Raw genomic sequence first — 12,806 nt, forward strand, 5'->3', positions numbered from 1 at the left:
TGTTTGTGTTGCTGCGTCTATTGCTGTATCAGTCAGTGTTATGAAAACTGATCAAACAAGCTATCAGTGCTTAATCCTTCATGCTGCAAAATATCTTTTAAGCGGCGCAGTGCTTCTACTTGAATTTGTCTTACTCGCTCACGCGTTAAACCGATTTCACGACCCACATCTTCAAGTGTTGATGGCTCATAACCTAACAAACCAAAACGACGTGCAAGCACTTCACGTTGCTTAGGATTAAGCTCACCTAACCAGTCTACAATGTGCTTATTGATATCATTATTTTGTACTTCGCCTTCCGGGCCAAAGCCTTTTTCATCGGCAATAATATCTAACAATGCTTTATCGTTTTCACCACCAATAGGTGTATCTACAGAGGTGATTTTCTCGTTTAAACGCAGCATTTTAGTTACGTCTTCAACTGGTCGGTCTAAACACGCTGCAATTTCTTCGGCAGTGGGCTCATGGTCCAGCTTTTGCGTTAGTTCACGTGCGGTGCGTAAATAAACGTTAAGTTCTTTCACTACATGGATTGGTAAGCGAATTGTGCGGGTTTGATTCATGATGGCGCGTTCAATTGTTTGACGGATCCACCAAGTCGCATAGGTCGAAAATCTAAAACCACGTTCAGGATCAAATTTTTCAACGGCGCGGATCAAACCAAGATTACCTTCTTCAATTAAATCAAGTAACGCAAGGCCACGATTATTATAACGGCGGGCGATTTTAACAACTAAACGTAAATTACTTTCAATCATTCGTTTACGAGAAGCGCTACAGCCTTTTAATGCTTTGCGAGCAAAAAAGACTTCTTCTTCAGCACTTAATAATGGCGAAAAACCAATTTCACCTAAATACAGCTGAGTCGCATCTAAATTCTTAGTGATTTCCTCTTTGGCAAATATTTCATCTTCTTTATCATCATCTTTATCGACGTCATCTAATAATTCAGAGTCTGTATCAGCGACAGCTATATCATCAAATTTATCATCAATCGCATCTTTCGTTTTTTCTATTTTTGCTGTGTTACCCATGAGCGTACCCTCAAGCAAACAAGTGATCTTATATCACTATGATCAATACCCGACCGATAGCTAAGGCAAATACTTCTCAGGATTAACAGCTTGTCCTCGGTAACGGATTTCAAAACGCAATGCCGTCACTTCAGAGTCTGAACTGCCAATCTCGGCTATTTTTTGCCCAGCTTTCACATCCTGTTTTTCTTTAACTAGCAACTTAGAGTTATGTGCATAGGCACTAAGATAATCATCATTATGTTTCAAAATAATTAAATTACCGTATCCTCTAAGTGCATTACCCGCATAAACTACAGTCCCTTGTGCTGCGGCAAAAACAGCGACACCTTTTTTATTAGTAATTTGTAACCCTTTATAACCGCTTTCCTTGGTTGAAAAACGCTGAGTTACTGTTCCTTTAGCTGGCCACGACCACTTAACTTGGGTCGAGGACAAACTGTTATTTTTACTAATTTTCCTATTGGCTTGTTTTTGAACATACTCTCGTTGTTTTGGCTGATCAAGCTCTTTCTTTAATTTTTTGTTATTTTTTTGTATGTCACTTGTAGACTTCTTACTCGGTTTCGTATATTTTTTATGCTTTTTTATTTTTTCAGGTACATTTTTAAAAGAAATTGTTTGCCCCGGTTGGATTATGTAAGGGGCTGGTATGCCATTATTTTTTGCCAACGTGCGGAAATCTTGCTGGGCGCTAAAGGCTATCGAGTATAACGTATCACCTTTTTTAACCGTGTAGCGGTCACCATTAATATTTACTTTACTAGTATAAGGTTTAACACTGGTATTTAAACTACTGACCGGAGCGGGGGCATGTCGAGATGAGCAGGCACTGAGCAAAACACTTGTAAATAAAGTAACATAGAAGACGTACTGTTTATTCATGGTGTTTTGCTCCTTGTGCTAAAAGTAGTTATTTAGATGCTTAACGTAATAAAAAGTATGCAACCACCACTAAAATCACTACCCCCCAGCCAAGTACCTCAATATATTGACGTAATTTTTGCTCCATTTTTACTCCGCCCCACTTCATTAGCGCTGAAACTAAAAAGAATCGCGCACCACGCCCGACAGCAGAAGCTAATAAAAAAGGTAAAAACGCCATGTGCAAAAGCCCAGCACCAATAGTAAATACTTTATAGGGTATTGGCGAAAAACCGGCTAAAAACACCACCCATACGCCATAATCTTTAAACCAGCTTAAAGCGGTATTAAACTTTTCTTGCCAACCCATTTGCGCTATTAATGGCTCTACTACAGGTTCAAACAACCAAAATCCGAGCAAATAACCTAAAATACCGCCAAGCACCGAAGCAACTGTAGCAAAAGTAGCATAGCGCCATGCTTTGCTCGGTTGTGCAAGCGACATCGGCGCGAGCATTACATCGGGTGGAATAGGAAAAATAACCGATTCAGCAAAACTCATCCCAGCTAAATAACGCTCTGCGTGGCGATGTTTTGCCCACACTAATGCCATATCGTATAACTTAGTAAACAATTTCAAAGTGACTTCCTATTCAATGTCGCCAGGGACTAAAGGTACAAATCTAACTGGCGCAATAACATGTTGAGTAAATTTTTCGCCTTCGCGCACAACCATAACCAGTTGTTGATCTTCATTACCGATTGGCGCAATCATCACCCCACCATCACTGAGTTGATCAAGTAATGCCTGCGGGACTTGCGATGCAGCGGCGGTTACAATGATGCCATCAAACGGCGCTTGTGACTGCCAGCCTTGCCAACCATCGCCATGTTTCATGGAAACGTTGTATAAGTCTAGGTTATGTAAACGGCGCTTAGCCTGCCATTGTAACGCTTTAATTCGTTCTACCGAAAATACTTTTGAAAAGGTTTTCGCCAGCACCGCTGTTTGATAGCCTGAACCCGTGCCTATCTCAAGTACTTTATCGCGCACGCCAGCCAAACGCAGTAACTCGGTCATACGGGCAACAATATATGGCTGTGAAATTGTTTGTCCTTGACCTATTGGCAACGCCGTATTTTGATACGCTTTATGCTTAAGTACATCATCAACAAATACATGACGTGGAATATCAGCAATAGCGCTGAGTACCAATTTATCTTCAACACCTTCACGCTGTAATAGGTCAGCGAGCGCACGGGCACTTCGAGTATAATTAGCCAGCACCGTTGATCTCCATTGTTTTAAGCCACTCACCAACCGCAGCCAAACTATCTTTCGCAGTCATATCAACACTTAGTGGCGTAACCGATGCATAGCCATTATTGATAGCATAAAAGTCTGTACCTTCTCCGGCATCACTTTCGGCACCTAAAACCCCATACCAATAAATGTCTCGTCCCCATGGATCTTGTTGTTTAGTCATGGTTTCTGCTTTATGACGCGCACCTAAACGCGTTACTTGCACGCCTTTTAGCTCAGATAACGGAATATCTGGCACATTAATGTTGATGATTTGATCTTTTGGCAATGGATGTGACGCCAGCTCTTTAATTATGCTGACAGTCACCGCTGCTGCCGTTTCAAAATGATTGCCTTCTTTTGAGCACAAAGACACCGCCACTGCGGGCAAGCCTAAATGACGTCCTTCGGTTGCTGCTGCAACAGTCCCTGAGTACAAAGTATCGTCACCTAAATTCGCGCCATGATTAATGCCAGCCACAACTAAATCGGGCTTTTCATTAAGTAATTCATTCACGCCCAAATGTACACAATCAGTGGGCGTACCATTGACCGAAATAAACCCGTTATCTAGCGTGGTAGCACGCAGTGGATTAAGTAGCGTCAGTGAGTTACTTGCGCCACTGCAATTGCGATCAGGTGCAACTAACGTTACGTCTGCAATTTGCGTCAATGCCTGATACAACACTGCAATACCTTTTGCATTAACACCATCATCGTTACTTAGAAGAATTTTCATTTTCAGCGTCCTGTTCTTTATGTACTCGTGGGCTTGCATCTGTGTAATCCACCAGCTCACGTAACAATGCCGTGGCAAAGGTGCCTTTGGGTAAACCAAAGCTCAATTTAATGGTAGTTTCATCAATCGTTTCAACGGTTAAATCTTGTGGGATCAAACGCAACATTCTGCGCTCATTTTTCAGCCCTAACTTACCAAGCCCTTCACACCAATCTTGATACGGCTCTAGCCATATTTTTTCTTGTTCGGTGAGGCCTTTTTCGCTAGTGCCGACCAATGGCGCAGACATCATAATATCGCCAGAGGCAAGACGAGCGATATTTTCATCGCTAATGGCATCTTCAAAAAATGCATTGCTACCACTGAGCATAAACACTTCACGGTGCATGGTTTTAGCTAAGCCGTGCTCAGCAACACGCAAATTCACTATTTGATTAAACACATAAGAACGTGCAGCAGAGATAATTAAACCACGTAGTTTTTTGTCACGAATGCGCTCACCGGCAAACATCTTTTTAGCCATCACTAAATTATGACCATCGTGACCAAAGCGTTGTTCGCCAAAATAGTTAGGCACCCCGGCGCGTACCGCGTTGATACGACAAAGAATGTCTAACGGCTGAGTTACATTACGCAGAATAATGCTGAATTTATTACCTTTGTGGCAGCCAGTCCGCAGCTTACGATTATGCCGTTGCTGAGCAATGATAAACAGTGATTCACTGTTTAGCTCAGTAAAATCAATGTCTTTTTTAATGGGTACTGGCACACTAAACCACTGACTACATACTCCGTGGCGATCTTTCATACCAGCGAAGCTGACATCACGTGGCGAAATCCCCGCTTTTTGGGCAAGTAATTTAGCAACGTATTGGGTATTTTCGCCTTTTTTAACGACCTGTAAACAGACGTGTTCACCACTGCCGGTAAATTCGATGCCTAAGTCTTCGTCCACCATAAAATCTTCAGCAGTGGTTTTAAAATCAGCTTTAGATAGTGGTGCACCGTATAAATAATTTAACTCGCTCATAGTGATTGCTTGCTCATGATAACCACTGCATGACTTGAAATACCTTCTTTTCGCCCTTCAAAACCGAGCTTTTCAGTGGTTGTTGCTTTGACATTTACCTGGTCCAGTTCAGCATTTAAATCAGCGGCTAAATTCTTACGCATGGCTTGAATATGCGGCAGCATTTTTGGCGCTTGCGCTACTATCGTTACATCCGCATTACCCAGTACATAGCCTTGCTGCTTAGCTAAATCAACAACATGGCGTAATAAAATACGGCTATCTATATTCTCATATTCAATGGCGGTATCAGGAAAGTGCTTGCCAATATCGCCCATTGCTAATGAGCCTAAAATAGCATCGCATAGTGCATGGATCGCAACATCACCATCAGAGTGCGCTAAAAAGCCTTGTGGGTAAGCAATCTTTTCACCACAAATAGTTAACGGGCCTTCGCCACCAAATTTATGGACATCGAAGCCATGGCCTATACGAATCATGATGCATTCTCACTGTGTTGTTTTTGGAGTAAAAAGTTGGCTAAATCTAAATCTTCTGGAGTGGTTATTTTAATATTATCGCTACGCCCAGCCACTAGCTTTACGGGCTTATTCGCCCATTCTATTGCCGATGCTTCGTCGGTGATCGTAACCTGCTGAGCAAGCGCAGTTTGCAATGCCTGCGTTAAATCGTGGTACTTAAATAATTGCGGGGTCAACGCCTGCCATAAGTCATCCCGTGGCACTGTTTGTTGGCTATGAGTTGCACCGCGCTTAATGGTATCTTTCACTTTGCTTGCTAATATACCGCCCTCATCAGCGTTAATACATTCACTAAGTAAGCACTCAATATCAGCCAGCGTAACCAGTGGCCTTGCCGCATCATGCACTAACACCCAATCAGGCGGGTTATCTGCAAGCGCTAATAAGCCATTAAGTACCGAGTCTGCTCGCTCTTTGCCGCCACTTGCACGGACAATGCGCTGATCAATAAACTCCAGCGCAGCAAAATAAGGATCATCATCGCTGACGGCTACTACAATAGTCGTTAACTGTTTGAGTTGCGCTAGTTTAGCAAGTGTATGTTCAAGAATTGTTTTACCAGCCAAGCGAATGTATTGCTTCGGTGCGCTATGTTGCATTCGGCTTCCCACGCCAGCGGCTGGGACTATGGCTGCAAGGGTATAATTAGTTGTCATTTTGTTGCTGCCCAGGTAAAACACGAATAAATGTTTCGCCGGGTTTGATCATCCCTAATTCATTTCGAGCGCGCTCTTCCACACCTTCTTGACCAAGCTTTAAATCTTCAATATCGGCTTTAAGCACTTTATTACGTTTGATCAATTGAGCATTAGTATCGTGATGTGAAGTAACAGCAGCTTTTAAACGACTATAATCTTGTACACCGTTGTGGCCAAACCATAATCGATATTGTACAAATAACGCTAAGCACAGCAGCGTGAATTGAAACAGTCGCATTAAACACTCCTTGATTTTACTCTACCAGTACAAATTTATAATGCGATTAAGGCTACTGGTATTATATTTTTTTAACTCGAACATGGGGACGTTTTAAATTACGCCAATTGATATTGCCTGCTAGCAGCATTTCTCTCAGTGATAACGTTCGCGGTGTAGTGCGTTTATCAAAAGACCACTGATGGCCACAACAAGCAGCGGCCATTGTTGCCTTTGTGGGCTTTAATAACACCACCGACTGCCCTTCAAGCGGCTGACCTTGGCAGTCAAACCAACCATGCTCATTACAATGAAGTTTATTGTCGCTTACTTGGTCGATGCTGTCTATTGCAACACGGGTTTGATTTGCGCTATTGAGTAAAAGCGGAACAATTAAACCTACATTTTTATGTGTTTGATAAAAATCATCATTATTTTTTGCGTTGGGAGGCTGAGCTTTTTGCTTATCAAGCCAACAGCCATTGTGCGGATCTAACTGAAAAGGAACTTGACCATTTACCACGGCCGTTGCTGCGCGTTCTATATAATAAGGAAGACTTTTTAATCGCTTGCGTAAACGCTGTTCATTAACTTCAACAACTAATTGACCTATTTCCCGCGCATAAAAAGCATTGCACAACTGTGCATATAGCACACGTTGTGTATCTGATTGCCAAATATCGACTTGTTGAAAGGGGTCGCTTGCAGCCAACGATCATACTCTAAAACATCTAGTTGCTTGTTTTATAGCACAGTATTGACTGCTTTTTAAGCTCTGCTCTTTACAAAAGCAAAGCTCAGGTTACTTAACTTGTGACTTTATACCTAATTTAGCATCGCCAGTTTCTAAAAACTGCACTACTTCATCACGTTTCTTACCTAATAACAGACTACCATCAGCTAAAAACATAAAATTTTGCCAATTGCGTTTAAACACATCAAAGCTGGTTTCGATAATATTATCGCGGGCGATACAAAAATACACTGTAGTATTAGCCTGCCAACCTAAGTGCGCAAGGATCTCCGCTGGCAATTGCTCAGCGCCGGCTTCCCATGCTGCTTCCCAGTGAATAATTTGCGAGAAATTGTCTTCGTTACCACACCAGTCTGTTTTTTCAAAAAAATCAGGATGGTCATGTTCACGGCTCACCATGGTGCTCCATAAAACAGCGGCACGCTCATGGCTCATAGGTTTAATTAAGGCAAGGTCTTGTTCTGTTACTGGCGCATCTTTATGACGAAAAACCCACGCTTTTTTGTAATCATCTAACGAAATATAGTTCATAGTATTGGCAAATTAGTTAGCATTAAAAGTGCAAAGACAAATTATACAAGAGATCAAAACATGACTACAGCAATAAAACCACATACCCTCAAATCAGGCATATACCAACACTACAAAGGCCCAAAGTACAAAGTTCTATACGTCGCCACTCACAGTGAAACAGACGAACAATTAGTTATCTACCAAGCCTTGTATGGTGAGTTTGGCATGTGGGCACGACCACTGAGTATGTTTAGCGAAACCGTCGAGAAAGACGGCCAAATTATTCCACGCTTTAGCTACCTTGGTGAAGCCGATTAACTATGGCATGATAGGCATATTGTTTACTGCTCAGACCAGATAGGTATTTACGTGCAATTTAATTCTACTGATAACTACATCGCAAGTTCAGCGTTAAAACAAGCGGTTAATGCGGCTATTTTGCTGGAAAAGCCACTTTTGATCAAAGGCGAGCCCGGCACAGGTAAAACCATGCTGGCTGAGGAGTTGGCTAAAAGCTTAGACACCACACTTATCCAATGGCATATCAAATCGACCACTAAAGCGCAGCAAGGCTTATATGAATACGATGCGGTATCACGCCTACGCGACAGCCAATTAGGTGATGCCCGGGTAAACGACATTGGCAACTATATTATTAAAGGCAAGTTGTGGCAGGCATTTACCTATGGTGAAGAACATAACAAATGCCCGGTATTATTAATTGATGAAATAGACAAAGCCGACATCGAATTCCCGAACGACTTACTATTAGAACTCGATAAAATGGAATTTCATGTTTATGAAACCGGTGAGCGTGTAATCGCAAAACAACGCCCTATTGTGATCATCACCTCAAACAACGAAAAAGAATTGCCCGATGCCTTTTTACGCCGTTGTTTTTTCCATTACATTGATTTTCCATCTAGTGACGAAATGCAGCAAATTATCGATGTTCACCACCCACACGTAAAACAAGATTTAGTTCGCCAAGCGCTAGAAGTATTTTTTAATCTACGTGAAGTCAACGGCATTAAGAAAAAGCCTTCCACCAGCGAGTTACTTGATTGGTTAAAACTGCTTATGGCTGAAGACATCGATGCAAAAACTCTGCATGACAAAACTCAAAAAGGCGGTTTAATGCCAATGTTTGGCGCACTACTTAAAAATGAACAAGATATCAGCTTAATTGAAAAACTTGCCTTTATGAGTCGCCGTTAAGATGTTGGTTGCGTTTTTCTTCAAACTGCGTGAATACCGTTTACCTGTTAGTTTGCGCGAGCTGCTTGATTTGATCAACGCGCTAAAAAAAGGCGCGGTATTTGCCGATGTTGACGGATTTTATTATTTAGCCCGTACCATAATGGTTAAAGACGAAACCCACTTTGACAGGTTTGATAAAGCGTTTGCTGATTACTTTAGCGGCATTGCCGATATCGACTTACTCGAGAGCTTAAAACAGCAGCACAACTTACCTGAAGATTGGCTGCGCAAAGAGTTTGAAAAACACCTAACCGATGAAGAAAAAGCCCAACTTAAAGCCATGGGCGGCCTTGATGAGCTAATGAAAACCCTCAAAGAGCGCCTAGAAGAACAACAAAAACGCCACGCTGGTGGCAATAAATGGGTGGGCACGGGTGGTACATCGCCATTTGGCGCGTATGGCTATAACCCTGAGGGCGTGCGCATTGGTCAAGACGGCAACCGCAATCGCCAAGCAGTAAAAGTATGGGATAAACGCGAATACCGTAACCTAGATTCCGATCGTGAAATTGGCTCACGCACTATTAAGCTCGCCCTTAAAAAACTGCGCAAGTTTGCTCGCACTGGCGCCAGTGACACCCTCGATTTAAACGAGACCATTCGTGCTACCGCCAAACAAGGCGGCATGCTGGATGTAAAAATGGCACCAGAGCGCCACAACGCGGTAAAAGTATTGATGCTGTTTGATATTGGCGGCTCAATGGATGACTATATTCACACCTGTGAAGAATTATTTAGCGCCGCGCATAGCGAGTTTAAACACTTAGAATTTTACTACTTCCATAACTGTTTATACGAACACGTATGGCAAGATAATCAGCGCCGCCATTCCAACGTCATCGACACTATGACGCTGATCAACAAATTCACTAGTGACTATAAAGTGATCTTTGTTGGCGACGCCACTATGGGCCCGTATGAAATTGCCTACCCCGGCGGCTCAGTGGAACACTACAACGAAGAGCCCGGCAGTGTTTGGCTTGCCCGTATCACTAATCACTTTGATAAAGTCGCCTGGCTCAACCCACAACCGGTTGAACACTGGCGTTACTATCAATCAATTGATTTTATAAAGCAGCTAATGAACAACCGCATGTACCCACTGAGTTTAGATGGCATAAGTAATGCGATTAAAGAGCTGAGTTGAAACTAATGTGGCTCAATCCTGAGAAGTTTAATCTTTCTATTGTTAATTTGCCTAACAGCGTCGGCTAGTGAGGCTTTAGATTCAAACAACTTTTCTTTTATTAGTAATGTATCAACTTCTTAACAAAGACAAAAAACTGGCCCTGTGTTTTCTCGCTAATTGATATTGAGCATTTAATTTCACTAGAAAATTCATCACCTACGCTATACATTCCAATTAATAGTGAAGTAGCTTTTTCTCTATTTAAATCAGTAAGATTACTAAAACTAGATTCCAGCTCAATTGCTTTATCTAAACAATTCATTGTTGCCGAAAAAGTATGATTTTTATTTCGAACGGCTTCACTAGCGATATAAACTCCATAATTTCCTTTATAGCGATGCTTTAGATTTAAATACTCGGTTCTACTTTCATCTGTATCAACCCAAACTTCCCCTATTTGCCGATAATAGTCATACGGAACATAAGTTAAGTTTAATAGTGTATAAACAAAACCACCAGAAAATGTTTTTAAATGCCATTTGGCATATATATTTAAAGGATGTACCATTATTAACAACAAAATCAATATTGGTGTAATATATTTTATTTTCACCGTTGCATTCTCTGTTTATCAGCGAGCACGTTGTAATATTGTTTTATTACTTCATCAACGTAATCCTGACAGTTATTAGTTACAACATTATAGTTTTCATGTCAAATGAAATTTGAGCGCGAGCTTCTGCTTTTTTCATTAAAGCATCATCATATTCTTTGCTTTTGCAAGAATATGCACTTGTCTCAGAGTCTGTATAAGCGAACCCATCAGCGAACAACCCATCACCAGAAAAGCCACTATTGGTTCCATCCTTATACAAAATCTGCTCATGAAAAATTCCTATATTAGTGTTTGATACGCCACTAGTTCTAAAGCCTTTAAATCCATTTAACGGTCTTGTACATATTTTTGCTAAACCGAATGGATCTATAAAGCTCACCGGATTACCACTAACATACTCGTAAGTATTAATGCCACCCGCTAAACCAATCGGGTCAGACTGAATGTATCTCCCCAATTCGGGATCGTAATCCCTAAAGTAGTTGTAATATAAACCGGCTTCAGCATCGGCATATTGACCAGGGAAGCGTAATGCCATTTCTTCTGAGAGCTCATTTTTAGTTTCAACTAACTTACCAAAAGGTGTATAGTAACCAGTCCAAACAGGTTCGCCATTACTGTTAGTTATTGCAACAGGCGCATCTAAATGGTTAGTATGGATGTAATAAATTTCATCCGCTGTTACAAATGCGATACGCTTACCATTTAAATAGATATATTCAATTAACGGTTTACCACTGCCATCCAATTCCGCAATTAACATACCTGATGAATCATATTGATAATAACGTTGATTACTACTGTTTTTTTCATCTATAACAGCATAATTACTATGAACAAAACTGAGCTCTGCACCATACCAAAAGCTAAGCCAATCACCTTGAGAGTTATCTAAAACCCACATAGAACCCTCTGGTGCTGTACCTCTTTTCTCAGAGCTACTGGTATTACTTGCTCTGACATTAACATTGCCTGTTCTAGTATTTGCAATTTCAAAACATTGCTCTATAGATCCCTCTAAATATCCTCTTCCGTATACCCAACGTTGCTCATTTTGATACCAAATACGTCGCCAATTTCCTTGCAGGCCGGTTTCAACATACTTTTGCCCGACTTTTATATAGCCAACTTTTGTACTGTTTTTATCAGGCTCAGACCGAACCTTCACATTTTTAATGACTTCAACTACTTTGCAGTGGTCGTTTTGATTTGAGTTAGCTGTTTGCCATTGTTTGTTAGTTCGTTGACCAAGAAAATTATATTGGTAGTCATATTCAACTGTACCGGATTTAGTTTTTATTAAACGCCCAGCTTGATTGTGCTGATAGGTTCTTGTGCCATCATTAAGCGTATTTCCTATAGCATCATATGATCTATTTACGCCATTCACGCTGTTTAATACGCCATCGCTGTAGGTGTATGGTATTTATACCGAATTAACTACTTTGTTTGTGCGATTGCTAATACTGTCGTAAGTGTAGCTTAAGTCACCGTAGCGGCCTTGTGCGTTTGTTAACCTATCAATCAAATCATATTCATAACTTTGCGATAAACTCGAATGCAATAAGTCATCAATTGACTGAATATTAAGGTAGTTATAAATATATTTTTTATCAAATGTATCAGTCACCTTTTTATTAGTCAGCCGATAAGCATTATCATAGCCTTGTTCTAGGGTTAGGCTATTTCCGTACTCTAAATGACTTAAAGGGCCATAAGGTAAGTAATCAAGATTAGTTGCAATAATATTGCTTGTGTTATTTTTTTGAGCAGTAACGCTAATTATATTCCCTATAGAGTTATAACTATAATTTACAATCATTCCACTTGGGTATGTTTGCTGCGATAAATCACCAACATTGTTATAGTTATATTTAACGATCTGTACAAAGTCTGTGCCAGTTGGTAGGTGTTTTGTTTCTTTTATCTCACCATGTGGTGTATAAAAATACTCTGTAATTCCTGTAGAATCAGTAACTTTAGTTAACTGTCCGACACCATTTTGATCTGCTCCAGCCAGACTGGACACTTCATTAAGCGACATTTTTATTTTCAAAGTTAACTGGACTTAGATACCCGAGAGCACTGTGCCTTCTTGTCCGATTATAATCAACCTCGATGTATTCAA

The 12,806-nt window shown here is 40.9% G+C and carries 18 protein-coding genes; 3 read left to right on the top strand and 15 right to left on the bottom strand.

The window, feature by feature from the left end; all coding sequences use genetic code 11:
• Positions 1 to 38: 38 nt before the first annotated feature.
• The 11 genes from rpoS to H5200_RS09755 all read right to left on the bottom strand — a co-directional run bounded on the left by rpoS (position 39) and on the right by H5200_RS09755 (position 7,691).
• Positions 39 to 1,034: an RNA polymerase sigma factor RpoS gene (gene rpoS / locus H5200_RS09705; RefSeq protein ID WP_145235280.1), complete on the bottom strand. Its 996-nt coding sequence runs from the start codon at positions 1,032 to 1,034 to the stop codon at positions 39 to 41.
• Between the two features lie 60 nt (positions 1,035 to 1,094).
• On the bottom strand, positions 1,095 to 1,919 hold the full coding sequence (locus H5200_RS09710; RefSeq protein ID WP_182761385.1) for a peptidoglycan DD-metalloendopeptidase family protein: 825 nt from the start codon (positions 1,917 to 1,919) through the stop codon (positions 1,095 to 1,097).
• Between the two features lie 40 nt (positions 1,920 to 1,959).
• Positions 1,960 to 2,538 (bottom strand): YqaA family protein, encoded by a 579-nt coding sequence (locus H5200_RS09715; RefSeq protein ID WP_182761386.1) that lies wholly within the window; start codon positions 2,536 to 2,538, stop codon positions 1,960 to 1,962.
• Between the two features lie 9 nt (positions 2,539 to 2,547).
• Positions 2,548 to 3,186, bottom strand: a complete 639-nt coding sequence (locus H5200_RS09720) for a protein-L-isoaspartate(D-aspartate) O-methyltransferase (protein WP_145235274.1) — start codon at positions 3,184 to 3,186, stop codon at positions 2,548 to 2,550.
• Positions 3,176 to 3,940: a 5'/3'-nucleotidase SurE gene (gene surE, locus H5200_RS09725; protein ID WP_145235272.1), complete on the bottom strand. Its 765-nt coding sequence runs from the start codon at positions 3,938 to 3,940 to the stop codon at positions 3,176 to 3,178. Before surE ends, H5200_RS09720 begins: the two co-directional genes overlap by 11 nt.
• Positions 3,921 to 4,970 (bottom strand): tRNA pseudouridine(13) synthase TruD, encoded by a 1,050-nt coding sequence (truD, locus tag H5200_RS09730; protein ID WP_182731531.1) that lies wholly within the window; start codon positions 4,968 to 4,970, stop codon positions 3,921 to 3,923. Before truD ends, surE begins: the two co-directional genes overlap by 20 nt.
• Positions 4,967 to 5,449 carry a 2-C-methyl-D-erythritol 2,4-cyclodiphosphate synthase gene (gene ispF, locus H5200_RS09735; protein ID WP_182761387.1) on the bottom strand — a complete coding sequence of 161 codons (483 nt, stop codon included), beginning with the start codon at positions 5,447 to 5,449 and terminating at the stop codon, positions 4,967 to 4,969. Before ispF ends, truD begins: the two co-directional genes overlap by 4 nt.
• Positions 5,446 to 6,147, bottom strand: coding sequence for a 2-C-methyl-D-erythritol 4-phosphate cytidylyltransferase (ispD, locus tag H5200_RS09740; protein ID WP_182761388.1), 702 nt, complete (start codon positions 6,145 to 6,147; stop codon positions 5,446 to 5,448). The genes ispF and ispD overlap by 4 nt, the downstream gene beginning before the upstream one ends.
• Positions 6,137 to 6,427: a cell division protein FtsB gene (gene ftsB, locus H5200_RS09745; protein WP_145235264.1), complete on the bottom strand. Its 291-nt coding sequence runs from the start codon at positions 6,425 to 6,427 to the stop codon at positions 6,137 to 6,139. Before ftsB ends, ispD begins: the two co-directional genes overlap by 11 nt.
• 61 nt (positions 6,428 to 6,488) lie before the next feature.
• Entirely contained in the window at positions 6,489 to 7,118 is a 630-nt protein-coding gene (locus tag H5200_RS09750) for a hypothetical protein (RefSeq protein WP_182731534.1), read from the bottom strand.
• Between the two features lie 90 nt (positions 7,119 to 7,208).
• Entirely contained in the window at positions 7,209 to 7,691 is a 483-nt protein-coding gene (locus H5200_RS09755) for a DUF2947 domain-containing protein (RefSeq protein WP_182761389.1), read from the bottom strand.
• 60 nt (positions 7,692 to 7,751) lie between these two features.
• Here H5200_RS09755 and H5200_RS09760 point away from each other — a divergent pair, with 60 nt between their 5' ends.
• The 3 genes from H5200_RS09760 to H5200_RS09770 are packed head-to-tail and all read left to right on the top strand — an operon-like array spanning position 7,752 to position 10,080.
• Positions 7,752 to 7,991, top strand: a complete 240-nt coding sequence (locus tag H5200_RS09760) for a DUF1653 domain-containing protein (protein WP_145235257.1) — start codon at positions 7,752 to 7,754, stop codon at positions 7,989 to 7,991.
• A gap of 51 nt (positions 7,992 to 8,042) precedes the next feature.
• A complete protein-coding gene (locus tag H5200_RS09765) occupies positions 8,043 to 8,891 on the top strand; it encodes a MoxR family ATPase (protein ID WP_182761390.1) in 849 nt (282 codons plus the stop codon).
• 1 nt (position 8,892) lies between these two features.
• Positions 8,893 to 10,080 (top strand): VWA domain-containing protein, encoded by a 1,188-nt coding sequence (locus H5200_RS09770; protein WP_182761391.1) that lies wholly within the window; start codon positions 8,893 to 8,895, stop codon positions 10,078 to 10,080.
• A gap of 100 nt (positions 10,081 to 10,180) precedes the next feature.
• Here the strand turns inward: H5200_RS09770 and H5200_RS09775 are convergent, their stop codons facing one another.
• The 4 genes from H5200_RS09775 to H5200_RS09790 form a co-directional block, all read right to left on the bottom strand.
• Positions 10,181 to 10,675 carry a hypothetical protein gene (locus H5200_RS09775; protein WP_182761392.1) on the bottom strand — a complete coding sequence of 165 codons (495 nt, stop codon included), beginning with the start codon at positions 10,673 to 10,675 and terminating at the stop codon, positions 10,181 to 10,183.
• Positions 10,676 to 10,754: 79 nt separating this feature from the next.
• Positions 10,755 to 12,068, bottom strand: a complete 1,314-nt coding sequence (locus H5200_RS24355) for an RHS repeat-associated core domain-containing protein (protein ID WP_220497013.1) — start codon at positions 12,066 to 12,068, stop codon at positions 10,755 to 10,757.
• Positions 12,069 to 12,104: 36 nt separating this feature from the next.
• Positions 12,105 to 12,722 carry a hypothetical protein gene (locus H5200_RS09785; RefSeq protein WP_182761393.1) on the bottom strand — a complete coding sequence of 206 codons (618 nt, stop codon included), beginning with the start codon at positions 12,720 to 12,722 and terminating at the stop codon, positions 12,105 to 12,107.
• The coding region (locus H5200_RS09790) for an IS3 family transposase (RefSeq protein WP_182761394.1) at positions 12,712 to 12,806 on the bottom strand (95 nt) is incomplete at its 5' end. The genes H5200_RS09790 and H5200_RS09785, both read right to left, overlap by 11 nt.

It is taken from the genome of Pseudoalteromonas sp. SG43-7, assembly GCF_014164295.1.
GTDB classification, from domain to species: Bacteria; Pseudomonadota; Gammaproteobacteria; order Enterobacterales; family Alteromonadaceae; genus Pseudoalteromonas; species Pseudoalteromonas rhizosphaerae.